Source organism: Pigmentiphaga sp. YJ18, from assembly GCF_038066655.1.
GTDB lineage: Bacteria > Pseudomonadota > Gammaproteobacteria > Burkholderiales > Burkholderiaceae_B > Pigmentiphaga.
Window position 1 is genome coordinate 2,155,900 of the sequence record NZ_JBBUKU010000001.1, and the last position, 22,647, is coordinate 2,178,546.

Sequence of the window (22,647 nt, forward strand, 5' to 3'; positions counted from 1 at the left end):
CCCGGCTACCTGGAGGGGTCGGGCTCGGGAAAGTCGAAATGCGTCTGGCCGTCGCTGGGCGTATGGCCTGTGGATGCGCCAGACTCTAGCACGGAACCCTGCGCGTCATCATCGGCCGGCGCTTCGCTGGCGGGGTCGTGGCCGGGTGCCGGATCGCCGGAAGGCGGGGCGGGATCGTCCTGGACCAGGGCCAGCACGCGCGCGCTGACCATTTGCCTGAGCGTGGATTCGGGCAGCTTTTCGGGCGAGGAGTAATCGTCGATGTAGACGTCCAGCCCGTCCATGACGTTGTAGTGCGGATCGGAGAAAAGTTTCTTGAGCGCGGCCAGCTTGACGTCGGGTTCGACCGCCGCCTGCATGAAGGGCGAGAAGTCGGAGTCGTGCGTCAGCGCCGCCAGGTCTTCCCGCGTCGGCGCGGGCGGGGGCTGGTCGGCGGTGTCCGGCGCATGCGCCGCGCCCGGGCCGGGGGCCGGGGTTTCGTCGGCGGGGCGCGCATGCGTGGACGACATGGCGGGCACGCCTGGCGCGGCATCGCGCGGATCAGGCCCGGCCTCGGGCGCGGGTCCGGCATCGGCGGCCCGTTCGTCCGTGCTTGTCCGGGATTGAGCCTTGCGCCGCGACCAGCGGCCCAGGAAGCCTGCGCCGTCGTCGTTCATGGCTCTTCGGTGTTCTTGCGCCTGCCGGTACTGACCGACGCCGGGTTGCCGAAGCGGTCCTGCAGCGGCACGAAGCTGACCGGGCGCCGCTTGCGCTTGGGCTCGGCCACATAGTGCTCCGCCACGAAGCCGCGCAGCCACCCCACGATGTCGGCGGGGGCGGGCACTTGTTCAACGGTTTCCTGCGCGTCCAGCAGGCGGCCCGCGTGATAGTAGCTGAGCGTGACCAGCTCCGGCCGCGCCAGCGGTTCGTCGTCCAGGCCGGGGGCTTCTTCCATCCGCCACATCACGAACCAGCAGGGCGCCTCGGTCGTGGCGTTCAGGTAGTAGCCCTCGGCGTCGTCCTTGAACAGCTCGACCGCGAAGCCGGGATGCAGCCAGAGCTCGCCTTGAGCGTCCTTGCGCAGCCGGTGGGGCGCGCCGCCGAACGCCGGCTCGTCGGCCACCACGTCCGCCAGCGTCCATCGCCAGGGCTGCCACCGGCTCATCGGGCCGTGGACGCGCTCCTTGCGCATGATCACGGCGACGTCGATGCGGGGAGCCTGGCTGGTCATGGCGGCCTCGGTCAGGAGTCGGCGCTGATGGAGATGGTGGGGAACTTGGACGAGAAGTCCTTGTTCCGGGCGGCGATGGCTACGGCTACCTGGCGCGCGACGGTCTTGTACAGGCCGGCGATCTCGCCGTCGGGGTCGGCCACCACGGAGGGCTTGCCGCTGTCGGCCTGCAGCCGGATGTTGATGTCCAGCGGCAGCGCCCCCAGGTAGGGCGTGTCGTATTCGGCCGCCATCTTCTTGCCGCCCTCGGCGCCGAAGATGTGTTCGACATGCCCGCACTGGCTGCACACGTGCACGGCCATGTTCTCGACCACGCCCAGGATGGGCACGCCCACCTTCTCGAACATCTTGATGCCCTTGCGGGCGTCCAGCAGCGCGATGTCCTGCGGCGTGGTGACGATGACGGCGCCGGTCATGGGCACGCGCTGGCTGAGCGTGAGCTGGATGTCGCCCGTCCCGGGGGGCATGTCGACGATCAGATAGTCGAGATCCTTCCAGTTGGTTTGCCGCAGCAGCTGCTCGAGCGCCTGCACCGCCATGGGGCCGCGCCAGATCATCGCTTCGTCGTGGGCCACCAGGAAGCCGATGGACATGACCTGCACGCCGTAGTTCTCGAGCGGCTCCATGGTCTTGCCGTCGTCGCTGACGGGGCGCGCATCGATGCCCATCATGAGCGGCTGGCTGGGGCCGTAGATGTCGGCGTCGAGCAGGCCGACGCGCGCGCCTTCGGCCGCCAGCGCCAGGGCCAGGTTGACCGCCGTGGTGCTCTTGCCCACGCCGCCCTTGCCCGAGGCGACGGCGACGATGTTCTTGACGCCCTGGAGCAGCGGCACGCCGCGCTGGACCGCGTGGGCGATGATCTCGCTGCGCACGTTGGCGCTGACGTTGGCGACGCCGGGCACGGCACGGGCCGCCGCGATCAGCGCGCTGCGCAGGGCGGGGACCTGGCTCTTGGCGGGGTAGCCGAGCAGGACGTCGAAGGAGACGTCGCCGCCGTTGATCTCGATGTTCCTGATGCTGCGCGTCGAGACGAAATCCTTGCCGGTATTGGGATCGACGACGGTTTGCAGGGCCTGGAGCAGGGTTTCGGAAGTGGCCATGGGAAGGGGGCGGACTCGTAAGTGGGACGCTGCGTGTCGCAGGCCGATGAGGGATATTAGACCACCAGCCCGCGGGCGGCGAAATCCGTGGCGCCTCGTCTATACTCAGCCGCATGATCGACAAGGACTCCATTACCGGCTTGATCCTGGCTGGCGGGCGCGGCAGCCGCATGGGCGGCGTCGACAAGGGCCTGCAGAACTACCAGGGCATTCCGATGGCCATGCATGCGCTGCTCAGGCTGGGGCCCCAGGTGGGACAGGTGCTGGTCAACGCCAACCGCAACCTGGCGGCCTACGAATCCATGGGCGTGCCGGTGTGGCCCGATGCGCTGCCCGACTACGCGGGGCCGCTGGCCGGATTCCTGACCGGGCTCGAGCATTGCGAGACCGACTACCTGGTCACCGTGCCTTGCGATACCCCCAAGTTTCCCGAGGACCTCGTCGCCCGCCTGGCCGGCGAGTTGTCCGGGGCCGGCGCCGAGATCGCCATGGTGGCCACCCGCCAGGACGGCGCCGTGCGCACCCAGCCCGTGTTCTGCATGCTGCGGGCGGAGCTGCTGGACAGCCTCGTGGCGTTCACCGCCACGGGGGGGCGCAAGATCGACAAGTGGACCGCCACCCATCGTTGTGTCGAGGTCCTTTTCGACGACCCCGCGGCCTTCGCGGGCGCCAATACGATCGCCGAATTGCAGCAGCTCTGATGCCATGAACGACAAGCCCGCTCCCTCGCTAGAAGAAATTTCGTCCTGTGTCAGCGGCTACGACCCGAACGCGCTGCCGGTCGAGCAGGCCCGCGAATTCATCGCCCGGCTCGTGCCGCGCGTGGAGGGCGTGGAGATGCTGGCGCTGCGCTCGGCCATGGGGCGCGTGCTGGCGCGCGACATCGTGTCCGACATCGACGTGCCGGCCCATGACAACTCGGCCATGGACGGCTACGCGTTCTATGGTTCCGACCTGGCCGCCGGCGGCGACACGGCCTTGCAGGTCGTGGGCAGCGGCCTGGCCGGCAACGGCTACACGGGCAGCGTCGCGCCCGGGCAGTGCGTGCGGATCATGACCGGCGCCACCATGCCCGACGGGCTCGATACCGTGATTCCGCAGGAATTCGTCCGGCAGGATGGCGACCGTATCGTCGTGCCCGCCGGCGCGGTCAAGGCCGGCGAGAATCGCCGGCTGGCGGGCGAGGACCTGGCCCGGGGCGACGTGGCCCTGTCCGCCGGCCGCGTGCTGCGCCCGGCGGACCTGGGCATGCTGGCCTCGCTCGGCCGCGCCGAGGTGCCGGTCTGGCGCCGCCTGCGCGTGGCGTTCTTCTCCACCGGCAGCGAGCTGCGCTCGATCGGCGAGACGCTCGATCCGGGCTGCGTGTACGACAGCAACCGCTACACGCTGTGGGGCATGCTCCAGCGGCTGGGCGTCGACGTGCTCGACATGGGCGTGGTGCGCGACGATCCACAGGCGCTCGAGTCCGCGTTCCGCGATGCGGCCGCGCAGGCCGACGTGGTCATCACGTCGGGCGGCGTGAGCGTGGGCGAGGCCGACTACACCAAGGCCATCATGGCGAAGCTGGGCGACGTGCTGTTCTGGCGCATCGCCATGCGGCCGGGCCGCCCCATGGCCATCGGCCGCATCGCCACCGGCGGACGCAGCGCCATCCTGTTCGGCCTGCCCGGCAACCCGGTGGCCGTGATGGTGACGTTCTACGCGCTGGTGCGCGACGCCCTCCTGGCCATGGCCGGCGCGCCGGCCCAGCCGCTGCCCATGCTGCGCGCGGCCAGCGCGAGTGCCATCCGCAAGAAGCCGGGGCGGACCGAATACCAGCGAGGCATCGTCACGCCCGCCGCGGGCGGCGGCTGGGAAGTGCGCATCACCGGTTCGCAGGGGTCGGGCATCCTGCGCAGCATGAGCCAGGCCAATGGCCTGGTCGTGCTGGGGCACGAGCAGGGCAACGTGGCGGCCGGCGAACCGGTCGACGTCCTGCCTTTCGACGGATTGATCTGATGACGCGCGTCCTGGGGCTGGCCGGCTGGAGCGGAGCCGGCAAAACCACATTGTTGACGAGGCTGATCCCCGCGTTGCGGGAGAAGGGCTATAGCGTATCGACGCTCAAGCATGCGCACCATTCGTTCGACATCGACAAGCCGGGCAAGGATTCCCATCGCCACCGCGAGGCCGGCGCCGGGGAAGTGCTGGTCGCCTCGGGCAGCCGCTGGGCGCTGATGCACGAGCTGCGCGGCCAGGCCGAGCCCCGCCTGGGCGAGCTGTTGAACAAGTTTTCGCCCGTCGACTTCATCCTGGTCGAGGGTTTCAAGCGCGATCCGCACGTCAAGATCGAGATCCACCGCGCCGCCAACGGCAAGCCGTGGCTGTATCCCGACGACGCCAGCATAGGCGCCGTCGCCAGCGACGTGCCGCCCGCGGGCCAGGCATCGCTGCCCTTCGTCGACCTGGACGACCTGCCCGGCATCGCCAACCTGGTCGTGGACCTGGCCTGGCCGCTAGATCGAACCCTGGCCGCTCTGAGCGCTTAACAGACCCCATTCATCAGCCTGTTGGTTGCCGGGGCACCGCGGATCCGGCTTTGCCGGTCCGCTGGTGCCGCCCCCTGGGGGGGCGCGTAAGCGCGTAGGGGGGGACCTACCCTAACCGTTTAATCAGGGACGAGGTGTCCCAGCGGCTGCCGCCCATCTGCTGCACGTCGGCATAGAACTGGTCGACCAGCGCCGTGACGGGCAGCCGCGCGCCGTTGCTGCGGCTTTCGTCCAGCACCAGGCCTAGGTCCTTGCGCATCCAGTCCACCGCGAAGCCGAAGTCGAACTGGCCGTCCACCATGGTCGCGCCGCGGTTCTCCATCTGCCAGCTTTGCGCCGCTCCCTTGGAGATCACGTCCAGGACGAGCTGCATGTCCAGCCCGGCCTTCTGCCCGAACGCGATGCCCTCGGACAGCCCCTGCACCAGTCCGGCGATGCAGATCTGGTTGACCATCTTGGCCAACTGGCCGGCGCCGGATTCGCCGATCAGGGTGACCGCCCGCGAATAGGCCAGCGCCACGGGTTTCATGCGTTCGAAGGCCTCGGCGTCGCCGCCGCACATCACCGTGAGCACGCCGTTGACCGCGCCGGCCTGGCCGCCCGAGACGGGCGCGTCGATGAAGGCGACTTCCTGGTCCCGGGCCGCGGCGTGCAGCTCGCGCGCGACCTTGGCCGAGGCCGTGGTGTGGTCCACCAGCAGCGCGCCGGCCTTCATGCCGGCCAGGGCGCCGTCGGCGCCCAGCACGACGCTGCGCAGGTCGTCGTCGTTGCCGACGCACAGGAAGACCATGTCGGCGTCCTGGGCAGCTTCGCGCGGGGTCGGCGCGTGGCTGCCGCCGAATTCCTGCACCCAGTCGCGAGCCTTGGACGGGGTGCGGTTGTAGACCCGGACCGCATGCCCGGCCTGGGCCAGGTGGCCGGCCATGGGAAAGCCCATGACGCCCAGGCCGATGAAGCTGACGTTGAGCGGGGAGGTGCTGTCGTAGGTCTTGGTGCCAATCGATGCCATGCTGATTCTCCATTGCCAGAGGCAAGTGTATAGCGTCCCGGATGCCGGTTTCCGGCGGATGCGAAGGGAGCGATGTCCGAGCCGCGCGCAAGAAAAAAGACCCCCACGCTTGCCGCTTCGCCGCGGCGCTGCCCCCCAAGGGGGCGCTTTTTCATCTTGGGGCGGCCCGGCAATGAAAAAAGGCGCCCGGAGGCGCCTTTTTTCTTGCAGCCGCTGTAGCGGCTGGTGTCGTCAGTCTTCGACGAAGGTTTCTTCGCGCTTCCTGCGGATCGTGGGAGAGGCCACGATCAGCACCAGGATGACGGCGATGACCAGCAGGGTCGCCGACAGCGGGCGGGTCACGAAGGTCGTGAAGTCACCACGCGACAGGAGCAGGGCGCGGCGGAAGTTCTCTTCCATCATGGGACCCAGCACCAGGCCCAGCAGCAGGGGAGCACCTTCGCACTTCAGCTTGGACCAGGTGTAGCCGATCAGACCGAAGGCTGCCGTCATCCAGATGTCGAACACGTTGTAGTTCAGCGTGTAGACACCGATCGAGCAGATCAGCAGGATGGCCGGGAACAGGATGGGGTAGGGAACCTTCAGCAGCTTGACCCAGATACCGATCAGCGGCAGGTTCAGGATCACCAGCATCAGGTTGCCGATCCACATCGACACGATCAGGCCCCAGAACAGGTCCGGGTTGCTGGTCATGACCTGGGGACCAGGCTGGATGTTGTGGATGGTCATGGCGCCGACCATCAGCGCCATGATCGCGTTACCCGGGATACCCAGCGTCAGCAGCGGGATGAAGGAGGTCTGCGAGCCGGCGTTGTTGGCCGATTCCGGACCCGCCACGCCGCGGATGTTGCCCTTGCCGAAGCTGGAGGGATCCTTGGCGAGCTTCTTTTCCACCGTGTACGAGGCGAACGAAGACATCACCGCGCCGCCGCCGGGCAGGATGCCCAGGGACGAACCGATGGCCGTGCCGCGGATGATGGCGGGCGCGGCTTCCTTCAGGTCGCTCCAGGTCGGGTACAGGTGGCCGATCTTGTCCAGGAAGACTTCGCGCTCTTCCTTCTGCTCGACGTTGTTGATGATTTCCGAGAAGCCGAACACACCCATGGCGACCGCGGCGAAGTCGATGCCGTCGGTCAGTTCGGGGATGCCGAAGGAGAAGCGGGCCACGCCCGAGTTCACGTCCGTGCCGACCATGCCGATCAGCAGGCCCAGCAAGATCATGCAGATGGCCTTGACCAGCGAACCCGACGCCAGCACGACCGCGCCGACCAGGCCCAGGCACATCAGCGAGAAGTATTCCGCGGGACCGAACTGGAACGCCACTTCGGCCAGCGGGGGCGCGAAGGCGGCGATCAGCAGCGTACCCACGCAGCCGGCGAAGAATGATCCGATGGCCGCGATGGCCAGCGCCTGTCCGGCGCGGCCGTTCCGCGCCATCTGGTAGCCGTCCAGGCAGGTCACCACCGCGGAGGTTTCACCCGGCAGGTTGACCAGGATGGCGGTGGTCGAACCGCCGTACTGGGCGCCGTAGTAGATACCGGCCAGCATGATCAGGCCGGCCACCGGGGGCAGCGCATAGGTGATGGGCAGCAGCATCGCGATGGTCGGAACGGGACCCAAGCCGGGCAGCACGCCCACCAAGGTCCCGATCAGGCAACCGAGAAATGCGTAGATGATGTTCTGAAACGAAAGCGCCGTTTCAAAACCTAGGGCCAAGTGCTCTAACACTTCCATGGATGGCTTTCCTTAGTTCAAACCGAGAAACGAAGGCCACAGCGGGAAGATCAGACCCAGGCCCACAATGAAGATGAGGTGGACGGCAATCACCAGGCAGATGCCGTTGATGATGGCCGTTTTCCACTTGAATTCGTGGCTGGCCATGCTGGACAGCAGCACGAGCAGGAATGCCGACACATACACGCCCAGGGGACGCAGCAGGATGCCGAACAGCACCACGTTGCCCAGGATGATGCCCGTGGTCTTGAGATTGAATTTCGCGATCTCGGTGGGTTCAGCCTTGGGCGACAGGGCGGAGATGCCGATGATCGCGCCGAGGATCGCCAGGATCACGCCCAGCCAGAACGGGAAGTAGCCCGGCCCCATCTTGGCTGCCGTCCCCATCTGGTACTCGACGGCGAACCCGGCAAAAAATAGCCCGAGGCAGACGAACATCACCCCGGACCAGAAATTTTGTTTTGACTGAATGCGCATTGGAAGTGGGCTCCTATCTGACTTCACTTGCAAGGCCGGCATGTTAGCTCACGCGAAGCAAGCGTGAATAACGAAATTGCTCGCAATGAGTCGGGGTTTTCCCGAAAAATGATGGATCGGCACAACTTTGTGCCAAATTGATCAATAGGATGTTCAGACTCCTGTCAGCCTTGACAGCTTTTTCGCATCGGAAGTGTCGTGCCAGACTTCCCCCGGGGCGCGCAAGACCCCACCCATGACAAGCTTATCAATGAAGGGGGGAGCACGATGAAGTCGATGTACGGGTGGCAGGATGGCGGGGAACGCGGCAAGTCCCTGACGCCACGGGAACGCGAAGTCATGGACCTGCTGGTCGAGGGGCGTGCCAACAAGGTGATCGCCGACCGGCTGGGCATCTCCATCCGGACCGTGGAGGTCCATCGCGCGCGGGTGCTGGCCAAGCTGGGCGTGCGCAACGCGGTCGAACTGGTCTGGCGGATGCACACGCACAAAATGGCGGTGGTGGCCGAGATGCAGGGCCTGCGGGTGGCCGAGGGCGGCGCGGGTGACTGCGATCTCCACGCCGATTGAGCAGGGGGCCGGACCTGCATCCGGCCTCCCGCTCAGTTCAGCCTGGCGCCCGAGATCCTGACGATCTCGGCGTACTTGCGCAGGTCGGACTGCACCAGCGCGGCCAGCGACGCGGGCGTGCCGGGCGCGGCGTCCGAGCCCATGCCGGCCAGGCGCTGGCGCATGTCGGGGCTGCCGAGCGCCTGCGCGTATTCATGATGGAGTTTTTGCACCACGTTTTCAGGCGTGTGCGCCGGCGCGAAGATCCCGAACCACGTTCCCAGGTCGAAGTCCGGCACGCCGGTCTGCATCATGGTCGGCACCTCGGGCAGCAGGCGCGACCGGGCCGCCGTGGTGACCGCCAGGGCCTTGAGCTTGCCCGCGGCGATCAGCGGCGAGGCGGCGGCGAGGTTGTCGAACATGAAGTCGGTCTGCCCGCTCATCAGCGCCACCTGCGCTGGTGTGGCGCCGGCGTAGGGGATGTGCGCGGCAAATACGCCGGCGCGGGTCTTCAGGAGTTCCCCCGCCAGGTGCCCGGCACTGCCGTTGCCGCCCGAACCCATGTTGAGCTTGCCCGGGTTGCGCCGCGCGTAGCCGATCAGGTCCTGCACGGTCTGGATGCCCAGCCTGGCGGACGTGGCGGGGTTCATCACCAGGACGTTGGGTACCGACGCCACGAGCACGATGGGCGCGAAGTCCTTGACCGGATCGTAGGGGATGGAAGGGAAGAGCGCCGGGTTGATCGCATGCGTGGCGACTGCCCCCATCACCAGCGTGTAGCCGTCCGGCGCGGACTTGGCGACGAGGTCGGCGCCGATGTTGCCGCCGGCGCCCGGCTTGTTTTCGACGACCACGGGCTGGCCCAGCGCGGGGCGGACTTTTTCGGCCAGCGCGCGCGCCATGATGTCCAGCGGGCCGCCGGGGGGATACGGCACGACGAAGCGGACGGGATGCGTGGGGTAGGCGGCGTCCTGCGCGGCGGCCGGCCCGGACAGGCTGGCCGCCGCGACCATCGCGCCGCAGGCGAGCAAGATCCGGCGTCGGTTCATGAGGGATGTTCCTTCAGGATTGCTTGAGCTTGTGGGCGAAGTTCTTGCGCATCTTGGCCACCTTGGGCGCGACCACGAAGGCGCAATAACCCTGGCCGGGATTGCGCAGGAAATAGTCGCGATGGTAGTCCTCCGCCGGCCAGACCGTGGCGGGCGGCAGCAGCTGGGTCACGATGGGCGACCCGAACACCTGGCGCGCCTCCAGGTCGGCGATGACTTCGCGCGCCGCCTCTTCCTGGGCCGGGGACTGCCAGAAAATGGCCGAGCGGTATTGCGGCCCGACGTCGTTGCCCTGGCGATCCACGGTGGTCGGGTCGTGCGAGGCGAAGAAGATTTCCAGCAGTTCGTGATAGGTGACCGCCGCGGGATCGTAGGTCACGGTCACGACCTCGATGTGGCCGGTATCGCCGTCGCAGACCTGCTCGTACGTGGGGCCGTCCACATGCCCCCCGGCATAGCCGGAATCGGCGCGCAGCACGCCCTCGATCTGCTGGAACACGGCTTCGATACACCAGAAGCAGCCACCGCCGAACACGGCTGTCTCGACTTGTGCGGGCATGATCGTCCTCTTGAAGAGAGCCGGCGCCAGGGGCGCCCATGACGATAGTGTATGCGCTCCGGACAGGACGCCGGAGTGGCTTGCCCCGGCGTTCAGGCCGCGGCGCGCGTCCGTCGGAACAGCTCGACGAACAGGTTCCTCAGCCAGATATTGGCGGCGTCGTGGTGCGCGCGTTCGTGCCAGAACATCCGGATCTCGTACGAAGGCAGCGGCACGGGAGGCGGCAGGATGCGCAGCGGCATGGTCCCCGCCAGTTGGTCGGCCAGCCCGCCGGGCATGGTGACGACCAGGTCGGACGACGGGATGACGAAGGGAAGGGCGATGAATTCCGGGGCTTCCAGTCCGATGCGGCGGACGATGCCGTGCCGGCGCAGCGCCTCTTCGACGACACGGTGGGCCATCGCGCTGGTACCGGTCACGGCGTGGCGAGCCTCGCGGAAGGCGGTTTCCGTCATGCCCGCGCCGAAGCGCGGATGGTCCGGGGAAACGGCGCACACATAGTGTTCGTGGAACAGCAGCCGCTGGTGGAAACCCGCGCTCAGGGCGGTGATGTGGCCGACGGCCAGGTCGACCTCGCCGCTTTCCAGCCGCGTGCCGGGCTGGTGGTCCGGCAGCGTGCCTATCTTCAGCGCGATGCCCGGGGCGTGCTGGCGCAGGTGGTCGAGCAGCCTGGGCAGCATGACCATCTGCCCCACCTCATTCATGTAGACGCGGAATATCCGCTCGGTCGTGGCCGGGTCGAAGCTGCCGGCGTCGCGCAGGGCTTCGTCCAGCGTGGCCAGGGCCGAGCGGGCGGCGTCCGCGATACGGGCGCCGCGGGGCGTGGGCACCATGCCGCCGGGTGTCCGGACGAACAGCGGATCGCCCAGGATCCGTCGCAGCCGGGCCAGGGAATGACTGGCCGCCGATTGGGTCAGGCCCAGCGCGTCGGCCGCGCGCGAGACGCTGCCTCCTGCGCGCAGCGCGTCGAGCAGCCGCAACTGTGCGAACTCCAACTGGGATATATGCACAGGATTCATGAGGGGAATGACAGTTGTGACATCGACAGCATGGGCGCCATTCTAGATCATGGCGTGGCGAATTCCCCTGTCTTCTTTCGGAGCCTCGTCCCATGCTTGCCCCTCACCTCCAGTCCCGCTGTCCTTCGGGGGACGTCGAGCTGGCATACCGTCTCTTCGGCGCCCGATCGGCGCCGGGCCAGGCCACGCCCGTGGTGTTCATCCACGGCCTGTCGTACTTCTCGTACGACTGGGTCGATTTCGGCGCGCGGCTGTGCGGCCAGGAGCGCGCCGGCTGCGCCATGGACATGCGCGGTTTCGGCGATTCGTCGTTCAGCCCGCAGAAGGACTATTCCATCCCGGTGATGGCGCAGGACATCGAGAACCTGCTCGACCACCTGGCCTGGCCGCGCGCCATCCTGGTCGCCCATTCGATGGGGGGGCGCAGCGCGACCTTGCTGGCCGCGCGCCGCCCCGAGCACGTGGCGGCGCTGGTCCTGGTCGACTGGTCACCCCAGAACGCGCCCGCGGGAAGCCGGCGCGTGGCGACGACCGTGGCGGGTACGCCGGACAGCTTCCCGTCGGTGGAGGCCGCCATGCGCCATTTCGGCGCCGATCCCGACACGCCGGCCGCCAGCCGGATGCGTCCGCGGTTCGAGGCCTATCTGCGCGAAGTGCCGGGCGGCTATGCGCTCAAGCGCGATCCCTATTTCCGCGACCAGTTCCGCCGCCAATTGGAAACGGGCGAGAAGCCGCGGCACGGAGTGGACCTGTGGCACGCGCTGGGCGAGGTCGCCGTGCCGACGCTGGTCCTGCGCGGAACGCGGTCGGACCTGTTCGCGGCCGAGACACTGCCGGCCGTGCGGGCCTGCAATCCCCGCCTGCGTGCCCGCGAAATCGAGGGCGGCCATCACATTGCCGGCGAGAACCCCGACGGGGTGCTCGAGGCCATCCAGACCTTTCTTTCCCAGGAGTCCCTATGAAACCCGCCGCCCCCAGCCCCGCGCCGATGCGCGGGATCGACCATCTGGCATTCGTCACCGACGACCTGCCCTCCACCATGGATTTCTATACCCGCGTGATGCAGATGCGCCTCGTGCACGTGCGGCGCGTGCCCTTCGAGCAGGACCGGGGCCAGCCGCCCTACGACAACCTGCGCCACTATTTCTTCGACATGGGGCACGACCAGTTGCTGGCGTTCTTCGAATATCCCGCGGGGCTGGCGCGCCAGGACCGCGACCTGCCCGGCGGGATGCAGCACGTCGCCTTCCACGTCGAGCCCGAGCGGTTCGACGCGCTGCTGGCCCACGTGCGGGCGGCGGGCATCGAGGTCATCGGGCCGGTGGCGCTGGGGGGACGTTTCTGGTCGGCCTATTTCTACGATCCCAACGGCATCAGGCTGGAGTTCGCGACCAGCCGCGGGCCGCGACAGGCCGGTGTGGTGGAGTCGGTCCTGCAGTCCGAGGACGAAGCCCGCGCCGAGCTGAGCACGTTGTTCGCGGATCCGGAGCAGGTGGTGTTCTGGCTGGGCCAGATGCCCCTGCGCGACCACGCGGACGCGCACCAGGGCTAGGCCCCCGATGACCAGGAAGGAGGAGACCATGGACCACTGTTTCCCTGCAAGGCGGCGGCTGCTGGCCGCCGCGACGGTTGCCACGGCTGCCGTGGGCATGCCCTGGCGCGCATCCCGGGCCCAGCACGTCGTCCGCCTGTTGGTGGGGTTCCCGCCGGGCGGGGCGATTGACGTGACCGCCCGGGTCTACGCCGAGGCCATGCGCGGCGTGGGGACCTTCGTCGTCGAGAATCGCGCCGGCGCGGCCGGCAACATCGCGGCGACGGCGCTGGCCCAGAGCCGGCCGGATGCCGCGACGGTGATGCTGGCCCCGCTGAACGTGTATTGCATATCGACGGCGCTGTATCGCAGCCTGTCGTTCGATCCGGCCAGGGATTTCGCGCCGGTCGGCGTGGTCGCCACGTTCCCGTGGGTGCTGGCGGTGCATCCGGATGTTCCGGTCCGGTCGGTGGCCGAGTTCATCGCCTGGGCCCGCGCCCGGCCCGAGCAATCCCTGTGCGGCATGGCGGCAGTCGGCAGCGAAGGCCATCTGATGGCCTTCGGCTTCAGCCAGAATGAACGGTGCCCGCTGACCTTCGTGCCCTACAAGGGCGGCGCGCCGATGGCGCAGGATCTCATGGCCGGCCACATCCCTGCCGTGTTCGATCCCATCGTCAACCTGGCGCCGGCCCACAAGGCGGGCAAGGTGCGGATACTGGCGGTGACCAGTGCGGCAAGGTCGGCGCTCCTGCCCGAGGTGCCGACCTTCACGGAGCTGGGCTATCCGTCGGCGGCGGGCGAAACCTGGATAGGCGCGAGCATGAGGCAGGGCGTTCCGGCCCCGGCCGTGCGGGATCTGTCGGCGGCCTTGCTTGCAGCGGGCCGGACGGCCGCGGTGAAGGACAAGCTGGCCGCCATCGGCCTGGCGGCCAGTGCGCAGGGGCCCGAGGCGATGGTGGCGACGATGGCCGCCGATACGCAGCGATACACCGGGCTGGTGCGCGCCCTGGGCCTGAAATTGGATTGACGCGCGCCAGTCCCGGGGGCGTCAGTTCTTCAGCGTCAGGATCCACTGCGCCAGCTTGCGCGCTTCGTCGTCGTTGACGGCGTTCTGGGCGGGCATGGGAATGGCGCCCCACTTGCGGAAGCTGCCCTTGCGGATGGAGGCGACCAGCTTGTCGGCCGCTTCGGAGTCCGAGGCATAGCGCTGCGCCACGCTTTGATAGGACGGGCCGACGAGCTTGGCGTCGACGCTGTGACAGGCCATGCAGTTCTTGGCCTTGGCGAGATCGAGTCCGGTGGTCTGCGCTCCGGCGGTCGTGTGCAGGGCGGCCAGGGCCACCAATGCGCTCAGGCTGAGGGAACGAATGGACATGAAGCTTCTCCGTTGAATGCGGCGCGATGCGCGTATTTTTCGACCGGGCAGAGTATATACAACCGATTCCGGTGTACACCGGATTCGGGACCGCCTGCGTCGATCTGTCACAGGGGCCCGGGACAAGGGGCGTTATCATCGCCAGTGTTCGACAGACACCGTGGCCGGGCAGGTGCCCGGCCTTTCCTTGAAAGGCGCGCGCAAACATGTTGGTTCACCCGCAGTTTTCTCCCATCGCGTTCGAGATCGGACCCCTGGCGGTGCGTTGGTATGGCCTCATGTACCTGGTCGCGTTCCTCCTCGCCTGGACCCTGGGCCGCTGGCGCATCCGCCATGGCAAGACCGCGCTGACGACGCGCGACCTGGACGACCTCCTGTTCTACAGCGTGCTGGGTGTGGTGCTGGGCGGGCGCCTGGGCTATGTGCTGTTCTACAAGCCGGCCTACTACCTGGCGCATCCGCTGGAGATCCTCGCGGTCTGGCATGGGGGCATGTCGTTCCACGGCGGGCTGCTGGGCGTGCTGCTGGTCATGGCGTTGTTCGCGCGGCGCCGTGGCTTTCGTTTCCTGCAGGTGGGCGACTTCGTCGCGACGCTGGTGCCGCTGGGACTGGCGGCCGGGCGCCTGGGCAATTTCATCAACGGCGAATTGTGGGGCCGGGCGACCACCGTGCCCTGGGGCATGGTGTTCCCGCAAGCGGGTGACGGTGTCGCGCGCCATCCTTCGCAGTTGTACGAGGTCGGCCTGGAGGGCCTGGCCCTGTTCGCGTTGGTCTGGCTGTTCGCCAGCAAGCCCCGGCCGGTGGGGCAGGTCAGCGGCGTGTTCCTGATGGGCTACGGATTCTTCCGCTTCATGGTGGAGTACACCCGGGAACCGGACAGCTTCCTGGGCATCCTGGCGGGAGGGCTGAGCATGGGGCAGTGGCTGTCGCTGCCCATGGTGCTGGCGGGGCTGGCCCTGTTCGTCTGGGCGCGCCGGCCGGCGGCCTGAGCCGCGCGGCCGGCAGGCGAGGCCTGGCGGCCTATTGCAGGTAGACTGTGCCGCGCACCGATACCGACACCGACGACTTGCCGCCTTCCAGGGGCAGGTCGGCCGCCTTGGCTTCCATGGCGGGAGCCGCCATCGCGTAGGCGCGCGGCATGGGCGTGACCGTGCCGCTGCCGCTCAGGTCGAGCTGCTTGACCGCATAGCCCGAGAATCCGAATGCCTTGGCGGCCTGGGTCGCCCGCGTGGTGAAGGCCTTGGCCGCTTCGGCCAGCAGGCGCTGTTCCTCGGCCTCGCGCGCCTCGCGCGACAGCGAGAACGACACGTTCGAGACCGCCATCTGGCGGCTCAGTTCGCCGGCCAGCTTGGAGGCGGCGCCGAAGTCCTTGGACTCCAGGATCAGTTCCGCGCGTCCGCGCCACGTGGTGATGCGGCCGTTGCGGTCGGTGTTGGCCCAGACGTTGTAGTTGCCGCTGCGCGCGGTGACCGCGGTGTTGCGCTTGGCCTCGGCCAGCGTGGCCTCGAGCAGCTGATTGAGCTGCTGCGACAGCTTGGCCTGGTCATTGCCCTCGATCTCGTTGGCGAGCGTGATGGTCACCTTGTCCTGCGCCACTTCCGAGGTGGCGGCGGCCGACAGCGACAGCGTCGGCCGGTCGGGCTTGGCGGTGTCCGGCGCGGCCTGGGCGACGGCGATGGACGACATCGCGGCCGAGACGGCCAGTGCCGCGCCGCACAGGGCGCGGCGCATCGTGGGAGCGAGGGTGGGGCGGTAAGCCATGGTGTGAGTCCTTGTTCTGATTGATGGAAGGGCTGACCATTTGCACCGCGACCCGGACCGCGGCGCCTGTCAGGCCCCCGTCAGCGCGGCGACGGCCTTGTATAGCATATAGGCCGCCAGCAGCATCAACAGGTAGGCGAAGATGCGTTTCAGCGAACGTACCGGCAGCTTGTGCGCGGTATGGGCACCCACCGGCGCCAGCAGCACGCTGGAAACGATCAATACGATCAGCCCCGGCCAATAGACATACCCGAGCATGCCAGGTTGCCCGCTGGGGTGCTGCATGCCTGACCAGATGTAACCCGCGGTATTGGCCAGCGCGATGGGAAAACCCAGCGCGGCCGAGGTGGCCACGGCGTTGTGCAACGGGACGTTGCACCAGGTCATGAAAGGGACGGAAACAAAGCCGCCGCCGGCACCGACCAGTCCGGACAGGAAGCCGATGCCGGTTCCCGCCGCCGAGGTACCCAGCGTGCCCGGCATCTGGCGGCTGGGCTTGGGTTTCTTGTCCAGCAGCATCTGGACGGCCGAATACCCCACGAACACCGCGAACACCAGCGCCAGCCAGCCGGTCTTCAGCGTCGAGAACACGGCCCCGCCCGCCAGCAGCCCGCCGATCACCAGCCCCGGCGCGAAGCGCGCCACGATCTCCCACCGCACCGCGCCGCGCTTGTGATGCGCGCGCACGCTGGAAATCGAGGTGAACAGAATGGACGCCATCGACGTCGCGATCGCCGCATGCACCACCAGTTCGGGCGGCAGGCGCTGCCAGGTGAACAGCATGGTCAGGAAGGGCACCATGATCATGCCCCCGCCTATGCCGAGCAGCCCCGCGGCAAAGCCGGTGCAGGCCCCAAGTACGAGCAATGCGACGATGAATAAGGGATCCATGTTGATGAAGTCTTGTCGATAGTTGGTAAATCGGTGGACGCGTCTCTTCTCCCCAAGACCCGCCCTTCGTTCTAGTTCTAGCACCGAAAAAAACTACCTCGGCAACTCCCCCGCCCATCCAGGGCACAGCGGATCCGGCTCCGCCGGTCCGCCAGTGCCGCCCCCTGGGGGGCGCGCGAAGCGCGTAGGGGGGGCAAAATCCCCGGGGGCAAAAAAAACCCGGAGCATAACGTATATGCTCCGGGTCGGATAGGATCCCCGCCTGTGTCGCTAGGCCGGCATCTTGAACCGGGGTTCAAGGTGGTCGCGGTCAGCCGCGCTTCGGGTTCGTCTGACGGAGAGACGATCACACCCGCGGGCAATTTCCACAACCTCATGCCATAAGCATGGGTCCAAGAAATATAAGGCCAAACACGAGCACGGCAGGGAAGACTGATCATACGCGTTTGTGCCGCACAGAAAAGTACCGCACAAACATCAAAACTTAAAACAACTTTTCTTGGGCCCCCAGGGCTGCATCGACCATGCGATGCATGTCTTCAATTTTACGCTTGTAGTCGCCGACTGCAAGTCGGGAGTCGGGAGAATTCGCATTCATCAACTCGGCGGCCAATTGCAGCGCCGCCATCACCGCGATGCGCTCGGTGCCCGCTACCTTGCCGCCGGCCTTGATGCGCTGCATGGCCCGATCGACCATGGTGGCCGCGGTCAGCAGCGCTTCCTTTTCCGAGGGTTCGCAGGCCAGCGGATAATCCTTGCCGAGGATCGTGACGTCAAGACGTTCCATAGAGACTCCGAGCGCCCGGGTCGGCGCCTTCTGATCCAGGGGAGGAAGCGTTGTCCGGCGCATCGGCGTCGCCCTCGACTTCTTCGGCAGGCTGTTCGCCGCCGGGCAGGCGCGCCAGCACGCCCTCGACCCGCGACTGCGCGGCGGCCAGCGTATCGCGCAGCACGCGGATGTGCGAATCGCGTTGCGCGAGGCTCTTGCCCAGCGCCACGTTTTCGTCGCGCAGGCTTTGCGTCAGTTCGGTGAGCTGGCGTATGCGGCTGGCGAGAAGGTCGAGATCTTCGATCATGGGCGTATCGTAAACCATCCAGTGCCGGGAATTGTAGCGAACGGCACGCGGCCGGGAACCCGGCCGCGTGCCGCTGTATCAATTGCTTGCAAGCCTCGCAACCGAGGCCGGATGGCGTGGCCCGCCTACAGCTCCAGGTTGTCGATCAGCCGGGTCGTGCCGAGCTTGGCGGCGGCCAGCGCCACCAGCGGCTCGCCCCCTTCGACTTCCTCGCGCGCGGGTGGCAGCAGGTCGCGCTGGCGCCGCACCGAAATGTAGTCCACCTTCCAGCCGCGTCCATCCAGCGTGGCGACGGCCCCGCGCTCGAGCGCGGCGACGTCGTGGTTGCCGCCGCGCAGGTCGGCCTGCACGCGGCGCAGCGTGGCGTACAACTGCGGCGCCTCGGCGCGCTGGTCCGTGCTGAGGTAGCCGTTGCGCGAGGACAGGGCCAGGCCGTCGTCCGCGCGTATCGTTTCCTGCGGCACGATTTCGATCGGCAACTGGAACTGCCGGCACATGGCCCGCACCACCATCAACTGCTGGTAGTCCTTCTTCCCGAACACGGCCACGCGCGGCTGCACACAGGACAGCAGCTTGAGTACGACGGTCGAGACGCCCGCGAAGAAGCCGGGGCGGAACTCGCCTTCCAGGATGCCGCCCAGGTCGTCGGGCGGCTGCACGCGGAAATTCTGCGGCTCGGGGTACATCTCGCGCTCGTCGGGCGCGAACAGCACGTAGACGTTGCGGTCGCGCTCGAGCTTCTCGATGTCGGCGGGCAGCGTGCGCGGGTAGCGGTCGAAATCCTCGTTGGGCCCGAATTGCAGGCGATTGACGAAGATGCTCGCGACGACCGGGTCGCCATGCTGGCGCGCCGTCTTCATCAAGGCAAGATGGCCTTCGTGCAGGTTGCCCATCGTGGGGACGAAAGAGACCCGGAGCTGGCCGCGCAACTGATCGCGCAATTCTTCGATGGAGTGAACGACCTTCATGGCGTTGGATTCGGTAAGGTGGACTTGGAGGCCGAGGAGGCGGGCGGCCGGGCCGCGCGCCGGGACCTCAGTGGGTATGGACGGAAGTGAAGGCCAGGCGCACGTAGATCGGCGCGTACGGCTCGGCCTGGGTGATCTCGAGCAGCGACTCGCGGGCCAGTTCCAGCATGGCGATGAAGTGCACGACGATCACCGGCACGCCGGCGCCGTCCTGCACGCGCTCCATGAAGAGTTCGGTGAACTCCATGTAGCGCACGTTCTGCAGCCGGCGCAGGATCTGGCTCATGTGATCGCGCACGGACAGCTCCTCGCGCGAGATGTGATGGTGCGCATTGAGCTTGGCGCGCTTGACGATGTCGGCCCACGCGTCGCGCAGTTCCTCGACGTTGACGTCGGGCAGCCGGCGCACGGTGGTCTGTTCCAGCAACACCTGGGCCCGCACGAAGTCGCGGCCCAACTGCGGCAAGCGGTCCAGCCTCTGCGCCGCCAGCTTCATCTGCTCGTATTCGAGCAGGCGCCGGACGAGTTCGGCGCGGGGATCCTCGACTTCCTCGTCGGTATCCGCCTTGCGCACGGGCAGCAGCATGCGCGACTTGATCTCGATCAGCAGCGCCGCCATGAGCAGGTACTCGGCGGCCAGCTCGAGGTTGTGCTTGCGTATCTGGTCGACGTACGACAGGTACTGGCGCGTGACTTCCGCCATCGGAATGTCGAGCACGTTGAAGTTCTGCTTGCGGATCAGGTAGAGCAGCAGGTCGAGCGGCCCCTCGAAGGTCTCGAGGAAAACCTCGAGCGCATCGGGGGGGATGTACAGGTCCTGGGGCAGCGCGAACAGCGGCTCGCCGTAGAGCCGGGCGATGGCAACGCCGTCGACGACGTCGGGCGTGCTGTCGACCGGGGGTTCAGCCAATGCTGCCAGCCCGTCGTTGGGGGGCGGGGAAGAGCCCATGCGGGAGATGATCAGTCTTCAGTCTGATAGACATAGGGCTTCTGCGGCACCGTCCCGGCCTTGAAACCTTCGACGAGTTCCGGATCGATGGTCTTGTCCCACAGGCGCGCGCGGCCCTGCTTCTGCTCGCTTTCGAGATTGGGGCGCTGCTGCTTCAGGTCCTGCAGGAACTGGGTGATTTCGGATTCGTAACTCTTGGCCATGACTAACCTTTGTTCTGGCATGCCGTGCCGCCGGCGCGTGGGGCCGTCGGTCGGGACGTCTTCTGTGCACCCGGGAGTTTACTGCACGCCGGGCGGTGGGCGCCGTCCGGCCGGCGCCTTGAACGGGCTGTCCGGCATGGTGGGGGAATTTTTCTTTTTTCTACAGAAAATGGGGAATAATTTTTATATTTCTGCGCGATCTGGACGGAAATTTGCAGTAATTTTGCGGGGTCCTGTTGATAAAGTATCTCCAGTTTCCCTAACCTTCCGGCATTCCCATGAGCAAATGGTCGTTCACTTCGCATCCCGCCTCCGTGGGTGAGACGTACTTCGAACATCTCGCCGCGTCGTGGGGGTTCGCTTTCCGCATGCTGATGGGAGGTCTGGCGGCCCTGGTCCACGGCCTGTTTCCATTCCTGTGCGTGCGCACCGGTTCATCCATCATCAAGAACCTGAACGACAAGATGGTGGTGAACCGGGTCAAGGCCGGCCACGTGCCGGCAGCGCAAGCATCGCAAGCCCGGGCACGCTAGGGGCGGCGGGCGCTGCCCGCCGCGCTGCCTACCGTACGCGCATGCCTGGCTGGGCGCCCGCCACGGGCTCCAGCACATAGATGCCGGGCTGCGCTTTTTCATCGGCGTGGCTCGCGGCCAGCACCATGCCCTCGGATACACCGAACTTCATCTTGCGCGGCGCGAGGTTGGCCACCAGCACGGTCAGCTTGCCGATCAGGTCTTCCGGCTTGTAGGACGACTTGATGCCGGAGAACACATTGCGGGTGCGGCCTTCGCCGGCATCCAGCGTCAGCCGCAGCAGCTTGTCCGAGCCTTCCACGTATTCGCAATTGACGATACGGGCGATGCGCAGGTCGATCTTGGCGAAGTCGTCGATGGTGATGACGGGCGCGATCTCCTCGCCGCCGGGCGCGGGCGCGGCGGGCGCCGGCGCGGCCGGCGCTTCCAGCAGCGCGTCGAGCAGCTTGGGATCGACCCGCTGCGCGAGGTGCTTGTAGGGCGCGATGCGCTGCGGCGGCACGACCACGTCGCGCCATTCGAAATCGCGTCCCAGGCCGAACAGTTCGTGCGCCACCCGCCGCGTCAGCTCGGGCAGGACCGGCGCCAGCATGACCGACAGGGCCTTGAAGCCGATCATGGTGCGCGAGCAGACCTCGTGCAGTTCGCGCTTCCTGTCCGCGTCGTCCAGCTGCTTGGCCAGTACCCAGGGCTGGGCCGCGTCGAAGGCCTGGTTGATGCGGTCGGCGGTAGCCATGATCTCGCGGATGGCCTTGCCGAACTCGCGCGCCTCGAAGGCGTTGCGCACCAGGGTGGCCGAGGCGTTGAGCTCGTTCTCGAGTTCGATGGGGGTCCCGCCGTCAAAGCAGAGCTGTCCGTCGAAATGCTTGATCAGGAAGTTCGAGGCGCGGCTGGCGATGTTGACATACTTGCCGACCAGGTCGCTGTTGACGCGCGCGATGAAGTCCTCGGGGTTGAAGTCCATGTCCTCGACGTGGGCGTTGAGCTTGGCGGCGATGTAGTAGCGCAGCCACTCCGGGTTCATGCCGAGGTCGAGGTAGCGCAGCGGCGAGATGCCGGTGCCGCGGCTCTTGGACATCTTCTCGCCGCTGACGGTGATGAAGCCGTGGACGTGCAGGCCGTCGGGCGTCTTGCGCTGGGCGAAGTGCAGCATCGCCGGCCAGAACAGGGCATGGAAATAGACAATGTCCTTGCCGATGAAGTGGTACTGCTCGGTGTCGGACTGCGGGTCGAGCAGCGCGTCGAAGTCCAGGCCCGTCTTCTTGCAATAGGCCTTCAGCGAGGCCAGGTAGCCCACCGGCGCGTCCAGCCAGACGTAGAAATACTTGCCCGGCGCGTCGGGAATCTCGATGCCGAAGTACGGCGCGTCGCGCGAGATGTCCCAGTCCGCCAGCTTGCCTGCCTCGCCCAGCCATTCACGGGTCTTGGCATAGACCTCGGGTTGCAGGCGCGGCGTGCCGTTGCCGTTGACGCTGCCGGTCCATTCCTGCAGGAAGGCGTAGCAGCGCGGGTCGGACAGCTTGAAGAAGAAGTGTTCCGAGCTTTTCAGGACGGGCGTGGCGCCGGTCAGGGTGGAGTAGGGGTTGCGCAGGTCGGTGGGGGCGTAGACGGCCCCGCACACTTCGCAGGAGTCACCGTACTGGTCCTTGGCGCCGCACTTGGGGCATTCGCCCTTGATGTAGCGATCGGCCAGGAACATGCCCTTGACCGGGTCGTAGAACTGCTCGATGGTGCGGGTCTCGATCAGGCCGGCCTCGCGCAGCTTCAGGTAGATCTGGCGCGACAGCTCGGTGTTCTCGTCCGTGTCGGTGGAGTGCCAGTGATCGAACGCGACGTGAAAGCCCTGGAGGTACTTCGGGCGTTCCGCGGCGATGCGGGCGACGAGTTCGCGCGGCGTGATGCCTTCGCTTTCCGCCTTGAGCATGATGGGCGCGCCATGAGCGTCGTCGGCGCACACGAAGTGGACCGTATGGCCTTGCATGCGCATGTTGCGGACCCAGATGTCGGCCTGGATGTACTCCATGATGTGGCCGATGTGGAAGGATCCGTTGGCGTAGGGCAGGGCGGTGGTGACGAAGAGTGTGCGCGACATGGGGCGGAAACGAGGGGGCGATGAAAGTATCGAA

26 protein-coding genes, 1 other RNA gene and 1 pseudogene are annotated in these 22,647 nt (G+C 67.1%); 9 read left to right on the forward strand and 19 right to left on the reverse strand.

What is annotated here, in order from left to right:
- Positions 1 to 5: 5 nt before the first annotated feature.
- Genes WKR98_RS10405 through apbC form a run of 3 tightly spaced genes read right to left on the reverse strand, consistent with a single transcriptional unit; the run spans position 6 to position 2,310 of the window.
- Positions 6 to 656 carry a DUF3306 domain-containing protein gene (locus WKR98_RS10405; protein ID WP_124688036.1) on the reverse strand — a complete coding sequence of 217 codons (651 nt, stop codon included), beginning with the start codon at positions 654 to 656 and terminating at the stop codon, positions 6 to 8.
- The gene (locus tag WKR98_RS10410; RefSeq protein ID WP_124688037.1) at positions 653 to 1,210 is read right to left on the reverse strand and encodes a DUF3305 domain-containing protein; all 558 of its coding nucleotides are present in this window, start codon (positions 1,208 to 1,210) and stop codon (positions 653 to 655) included. Before WKR98_RS10410 ends, WKR98_RS10405 begins: the two co-directional genes overlap by 4 nt.
- A gap of 11 nt (positions 1,211 to 1,221) precedes the next feature.
- Entirely contained in the window at positions 1,222 to 2,310 is a 1,089-nt protein-coding gene (apbC, locus tag WKR98_RS10415) for an iron-sulfur cluster carrier protein ApbC (RefSeq protein WP_124688038.1), read from the reverse strand.
- A 113-nt stretch (positions 2,311 to 2,423) separates the two neighbouring features.
- Here apbC and mobA point away from each other — a divergent pair, with 113 nt between their 5' ends.
- From mobA to mobB, 3 genes are read left to right on the forward strand one after another with little or no spacing between them, the layout of a single operon-like run.
- Positions 2,424 to 3,011, forward strand: a complete 588-nt coding sequence (gene mobA / locus WKR98_RS10420) for a molybdenum cofactor guanylyltransferase MobA (RefSeq protein WP_341432872.1) — start codon at positions 2,424 to 2,426, stop codon at positions 3,009 to 3,011.
- A 4-nt stretch (positions 3,012 to 3,015) separates the two neighbouring features.
- Positions 3,016 to 4,308: a molybdopterin molybdotransferase MoeA gene (gene moeA / locus WKR98_RS10425; protein ID WP_341432873.1), complete on the forward strand. Its 1,293-nt coding sequence runs from the start codon at positions 3,016 to 3,018 to the stop codon at positions 4,306 to 4,308.
- Positions 4,308 to 4,838: a molybdopterin-guanine dinucleotide biosynthesis protein B gene (gene mobB, locus WKR98_RS10430; RefSeq protein ID WP_341432875.1), complete on the forward strand. Its 531-nt coding sequence runs from the start codon at positions 4,308 to 4,310 to the stop codon at positions 4,836 to 4,838. Before moeA ends, mobB begins: the two co-directional genes overlap by 1 nt.
- 106 nt (positions 4,839 to 4,944) lie before the next feature.
- Here mobB and WKR98_RS10435 read toward each other — a convergent pair whose 3' ends face one another.
- The 3 genes from WKR98_RS10435 to WKR98_RS10445 form a co-directional block, all read right to left on the reverse strand.
- On the reverse strand, positions 4,945 to 5,847 hold the full coding sequence (locus tag WKR98_RS10435; protein WP_341432876.1) for an NAD(P)-dependent oxidoreductase: 903 nt from the start codon (positions 5,845 to 5,847) through the stop codon (positions 4,945 to 4,947).
- 231 nt (positions 5,848 to 6,078) lie between these two features.
- A complete protein-coding gene (locus WKR98_RS10440) occupies positions 6,079 to 7,581 on the reverse strand; it encodes a tripartite tricarboxylate transporter permease (RefSeq protein ID WP_124688043.1) in 1,503 nt (500 codons plus the stop codon).
- A 12-nt stretch (positions 7,582 to 7,593) separates the two neighbouring features.
- Positions 7,594 to 8,058, reverse strand: coding sequence for a tripartite tricarboxylate transporter TctB family protein (locus tag WKR98_RS10445; RefSeq protein WP_124688044.1), 465 nt, complete (start codon positions 8,056 to 8,058; stop codon positions 7,594 to 7,596).
- A gap of 312 nt (positions 8,059 to 8,370) precedes the next feature.
- Between WKR98_RS10445 and WKR98_RS10450 the strand changes: the two are divergent.
- Positions 8,371 to 8,526 (forward strand): annotated as a pseudogene (locus WKR98_RS10450) (response regulator transcription factor); the annotation flags it as partial.
- 134 nt (positions 8,527 to 8,660) lie between these two features.
- On the opposite strand, the gene WKR98_RS10455 reads toward WKR98_RS10450, so the two are convergent.
- From WKR98_RS10455 to WKR98_RS10465, 3 genes are all read right to left on the reverse strand, one after another.
- Positions 8,661 to 9,656 carry a Bug family tripartite tricarboxylate transporter substrate binding protein gene (locus WKR98_RS10455; RefSeq protein WP_341432878.1) on the reverse strand — a complete coding sequence of 332 codons (996 nt, stop codon included), beginning with the start codon at positions 9,654 to 9,656 and terminating at the stop codon, positions 8,661 to 8,663.
- A gap of 13 nt (positions 9,657 to 9,669) precedes the next feature.
- Positions 9,670 to 10,215 carry a peptide-methionine (S)-S-oxide reductase MsrA gene (msrA, locus tag WKR98_RS10460; RefSeq protein ID WP_124688047.1) on the reverse strand — a complete coding sequence of 182 codons (546 nt, stop codon included), beginning with the start codon at positions 10,213 to 10,215 and terminating at the stop codon, positions 9,670 to 9,672.
- A gap of 92 nt (positions 10,216 to 10,307) precedes the next feature.
- Entirely contained in the window at positions 10,308 to 11,234 is a 927-nt protein-coding gene (locus tag WKR98_RS10465; RefSeq protein WP_124688048.1) for a LysR family transcriptional regulator, read from the reverse strand.
- A gap of 92 nt (positions 11,235 to 11,326) precedes the next feature.
- On the opposite strand from WKR98_RS10465, the gene WKR98_RS10470 reads away from it, so the two are divergent.
- From WKR98_RS10470 to WKR98_RS10480, 3 genes are read left to right on the forward strand one after another with little or no spacing between them, the layout of a single operon-like run.
- A complete protein-coding gene (locus WKR98_RS10470; RefSeq protein WP_124688049.1) occupies positions 11,327 to 12,196 on the forward strand; it encodes an alpha/beta fold hydrolase in 870 nt (289 codons plus the stop codon).
- On the forward strand, positions 12,193 to 12,786 hold the full coding sequence (locus tag WKR98_RS10475) for a VOC family protein (protein WP_341432881.1): 594 nt from the start codon (positions 12,193 to 12,195) through the stop codon (positions 12,784 to 12,786). The genes WKR98_RS10470 and WKR98_RS10475 overlap by 4 nt, the downstream gene beginning before the upstream one ends.
- A 28-nt stretch (positions 12,787 to 12,814) precedes the next feature.
- Positions 12,815 to 13,792, forward strand: a complete 978-nt coding sequence (locus WKR98_RS10480; protein ID WP_341432882.1) for a Bug family tripartite tricarboxylate transporter substrate binding protein — start codon at positions 12,815 to 12,817, stop codon at positions 13,790 to 13,792.
- A 21-nt stretch (positions 13,793 to 13,813) separates the two neighbouring features.
- Here WKR98_RS10480 and WKR98_RS10485 read toward each other — a convergent pair whose 3' ends face one another.
- Positions 13,814 to 14,140, reverse strand: a complete 327-nt coding sequence (locus tag WKR98_RS10485) for a c-type cytochrome (RefSeq protein ID WP_124688052.1) — start codon at positions 14,138 to 14,140, stop codon at positions 13,814 to 13,816.
- A gap of 206 nt (positions 14,141 to 14,346) precedes the next feature.
- Between WKR98_RS10485 and lgt the strand changes: the two genes are divergently transcribed.
- Positions 14,347 to 15,129, forward strand: a complete 783-nt coding sequence (gene lgt / locus WKR98_RS10490; protein WP_124688053.1) for a prolipoprotein diacylglyceryl transferase — start codon at positions 14,347 to 14,349, stop codon at positions 15,127 to 15,129.
- 31 nt (positions 15,130 to 15,160) lie between these two features.
- Here the strand turns inward: lgt and WKR98_RS10495 are convergent, their stop codons facing one another.
- The 8 genes from WKR98_RS10495 to WKR98_RS10530 all read right to left on the reverse strand — a co-directional run bounded on the left by WKR98_RS10495 (position 15,161) and on the right by WKR98_RS10530 (position 19,988).
- Positions 15,161 to 15,901, reverse strand: a complete 741-nt coding sequence (locus WKR98_RS10495; protein WP_238160294.1) for an SIMPL domain-containing protein — start codon at positions 15,899 to 15,901, stop codon at positions 15,161 to 15,163.
- Positions 15,902 to 15,970: 69 nt separating this feature from the next.
- Positions 15,971 to 16,792 (reverse strand): sulfite exporter TauE/SafE family protein, encoded by an 822-nt coding sequence (locus tag WKR98_RS10500; protein WP_341432885.1) that lies wholly within the window; start codon positions 16,790 to 16,792, stop codon positions 15,971 to 15,973.
- A 251-nt stretch (positions 16,793 to 17,043) separates the two neighbouring features.
- Positions 17,044 to 17,224: non-coding RNA, 6S RNA (ssrS, locus tag WKR98_RS10505), on the reverse strand.
- A 52-nt stretch (positions 17,225 to 17,276) separates the two neighbouring features.
- Complete coding sequence (locus WKR98_RS10510) at positions 17,277 to 17,579, reverse strand: cell division protein ZapA (protein WP_087837239.1); 303 nt, start codon at positions 17,577 to 17,579, stop codon at positions 17,277 to 17,279.
- Entirely contained in the window at positions 17,566 to 17,868 is a 303-nt protein-coding gene (locus tag WKR98_RS10515) for a hypothetical protein (RefSeq protein ID WP_124688055.1), read from the reverse strand. Before WKR98_RS10515 ends, WKR98_RS10510 begins: the two co-directional genes overlap by 14 nt.
- Positions 17,869 to 17,993: 125 nt before the next feature.
- Positions 17,994 to 18,836 (reverse strand): pantoate--beta-alanine ligase, encoded by an 843-nt coding sequence (gene panC / locus WKR98_RS10520; protein WP_341432887.1) that lies wholly within the window; start codon positions 18,834 to 18,836, stop codon positions 17,994 to 17,996.
- Positions 18,837 to 18,903: 67 nt separating this feature from the next.
- The gene (locus WKR98_RS10525; protein ID WP_124688057.1) at positions 18,904 to 19,785 is read right to left on the reverse strand and encodes a segregation and condensation protein A; all 882 of its coding nucleotides are present in this window, start codon (positions 19,783 to 19,785) and stop codon (positions 18,904 to 18,906) included.
- An 11-nt stretch (positions 19,786 to 19,796) separates the two neighbouring features.
- Positions 19,797 to 19,988 (reverse strand): DUF3460 family protein, encoded by a 192-nt coding sequence (locus WKR98_RS10530; protein WP_124688058.1) that lies wholly within the window; start codon positions 19,986 to 19,988, stop codon positions 19,797 to 19,799.
- A 278-nt stretch (positions 19,989 to 20,266) separates the two neighbouring features.
- Between WKR98_RS10530 and WKR98_RS10535 the strand changes: the two genes are divergently transcribed.
- The gene (locus tag WKR98_RS10535) at positions 20,267 to 20,521 is read left to right on the forward strand and encodes a DUF6356 family protein (protein ID WP_124688059.1); all 255 of its coding nucleotides are present in this window, start codon (positions 20,267 to 20,269) and stop codon (positions 20,519 to 20,521) included.
- A 28-nt stretch (positions 20,522 to 20,549) separates the two neighbouring features.
- Here the strand turns inward: WKR98_RS10535 and metG are convergent, their stop codons facing one another.
- Positions 20,550 to 22,613 carry a methionine--tRNA ligase gene (metG, locus tag WKR98_RS10540; RefSeq protein ID WP_341432891.1) on the reverse strand — a complete coding sequence of 688 codons (2,064 nt, stop codon included), beginning with the start codon at positions 22,611 to 22,613 and terminating at the stop codon, positions 20,550 to 20,552.
- Between the last annotated feature and the right edge of the window lie 34 nt (positions 22,614 to 22,647).

Excerpts from the sequence above, each read along its gene's own strand:
- WKR98_RS10405 (WP_124688036.1), bottom strand. The coding sequence starts at position 656 with ATGAACGACGACGGCGCAGGCTTCCTGGGCCGCTGGTCGCGGCGCAAG.
- WKR98_RS10410 (WP_124688037.1), bottom strand. The coding sequence starts at position 1,210 with ATGACCAGCCAGGCTCCCCGCATCGACGTCGCCGTGATCATGCGCAAG.
- apbC (WP_124688038.1), bottom strand. The coding sequence starts at position 2,310 with ATGGCCACTTCCGAAACCCTGCTCCAGGCCCTGCAAACCGTCGTCGAT.
- mobA (WP_341432872.1), top strand. The coding sequence starts at position 2,424 with ATGATCGACAAGGACTCCATTACCGGCTTGATCCTGGCTGGCGGGCGC.
- moeA (WP_341432873.1), top strand. The coding sequence starts at position 3,016 with ATGAACGACAAGCCCGCTCCCTCGCTAGAAGAAATTTCGTCCTGTGTC.
- mobB (WP_341432875.1), top strand. The coding sequence starts at position 4,308 with ATGACGCGCGTCCTGGGGCTGGCCGGCTGGAGCGGAGCCGGCAAAACC.
- WKR98_RS10435 (WP_341432876.1), bottom strand. The coding sequence starts at position 5,847 with ATGGCATCGATTGGCACCAAGACCTACGACAGCACCTCCCCGCTCAAC.
- WKR98_RS10440 (WP_124688043.1), bottom strand. The coding sequence starts at position 7,581 with ATGGAAGTGTTAGAGCACTTGGCCCTAGGTTTTGAAACGGCGCTTTCG.
- WKR98_RS10445 (WP_124688044.1), bottom strand. The coding sequence starts at position 8,058 with ATGCGCATTCAGTCAAAACAAAATTTCTGGTCCGGGGTGATGTTCGTC.
- WKR98_RS10455 (WP_341432878.1), bottom strand. The coding sequence starts at position 9,656 with ATGAACCGACGCCGGATCTTGCTCGCCTGCGGCGCGATGGTCGCGGCG.
- msrA (WP_124688047.1), bottom strand. The coding sequence starts at position 10,215 with ATGCCCGCACAAGTCGAGACAGCCGTGTTCGGCGGTGGCTGCTTCTGG.
- WKR98_RS10465 (WP_124688048.1), bottom strand. The coding sequence starts at position 11,234 with ATGAATCCTGTGCATATATCCCAGTTGGAGTTCGCACAGTTGCGGCTG.
- WKR98_RS10470 (WP_124688049.1), top strand. The coding sequence starts at position 11,327 with ATGCTTGCCCCTCACCTCCAGTCCCGCTGTCCTTCGGGGGACGTCGAG.
- WKR98_RS10475 (WP_341432881.1), top strand. The coding sequence starts at position 12,193 with ATGAAACCCGCCGCCCCCAGCCCCGCGCCGATGCGCGGGATCGACCAT.
- WKR98_RS10480 (WP_341432882.1), top strand. The coding sequence starts at position 12,815 with ATGGACCACTGTTTCCCTGCAAGGCGGCGGCTGCTGGCCGCCGCGACG.
- WKR98_RS10485 (WP_124688052.1), bottom strand. The coding sequence starts at position 14,140 with ATGTCCATTCGTTCCCTCAGCCTGAGCGCATTGGTGGCCCTGGCCGCC.
- lgt (WP_124688053.1), top strand. The coding sequence starts at position 14,347 with ATGTTGGTTCACCCGCAGTTTTCTCCCATCGCGTTCGAGATCGGACCC.
- WKR98_RS10495 (WP_238160294.1), bottom strand. The coding sequence starts at position 15,901 with ATGGCTTACCGCCCCACCCTCGCTCCCACGATGCGCCGCGCCCTGTGC.
- WKR98_RS10500 (WP_341432885.1), bottom strand. The coding sequence starts at position 16,792 with ATGGATCCCTTATTCATCGTCGCATTGCTCGTACTTGGGGCCTGCACC.
- WKR98_RS10510 (WP_087837239.1), bottom strand. The coding sequence starts at position 17,579 with ATGGAACGTCTTGACGTCACGATCCTCGGCAAGGATTATCCGCTGGCC.
- WKR98_RS10515 (WP_124688055.1), bottom strand. The coding sequence starts at position 17,868 with ATGATCGAAGATCTCGACCTTCTCGCCAGCCGCATACGCCAGCTCACC.
- panC (WP_341432887.1), bottom strand. The coding sequence starts at position 18,836 with ATGAAGGTCGTTCACTCCATCGAAGAATTGCGCGATCAGTTGCGCGGC.
- WKR98_RS10525 (WP_124688057.1), bottom strand. The coding sequence starts at position 19,785 with ATGGGCTCTTCCCCGCCCCCCAACGACGGGCTGGCAGCATTGGCTGAA.
- WKR98_RS10530 (WP_124688058.1), bottom strand. The coding sequence starts at position 19,988 with ATGGCCAAGAGTTACGAATCCGAAATCACCCAGTTCCTGCAGGACCTG.
- WKR98_RS10535 (WP_124688059.1), top strand. The coding sequence starts at position 20,267 with ATGAGCAAATGGTCGTTCACTTCGCATCCCGCCTCCGTGGGTGAGACG.
- metG (WP_341432891.1), bottom strand. The coding sequence starts at position 22,613 with ATGTCGCGCACACTCTTCGTCACCACCGCCCTGCCCTACGCCAACGGA.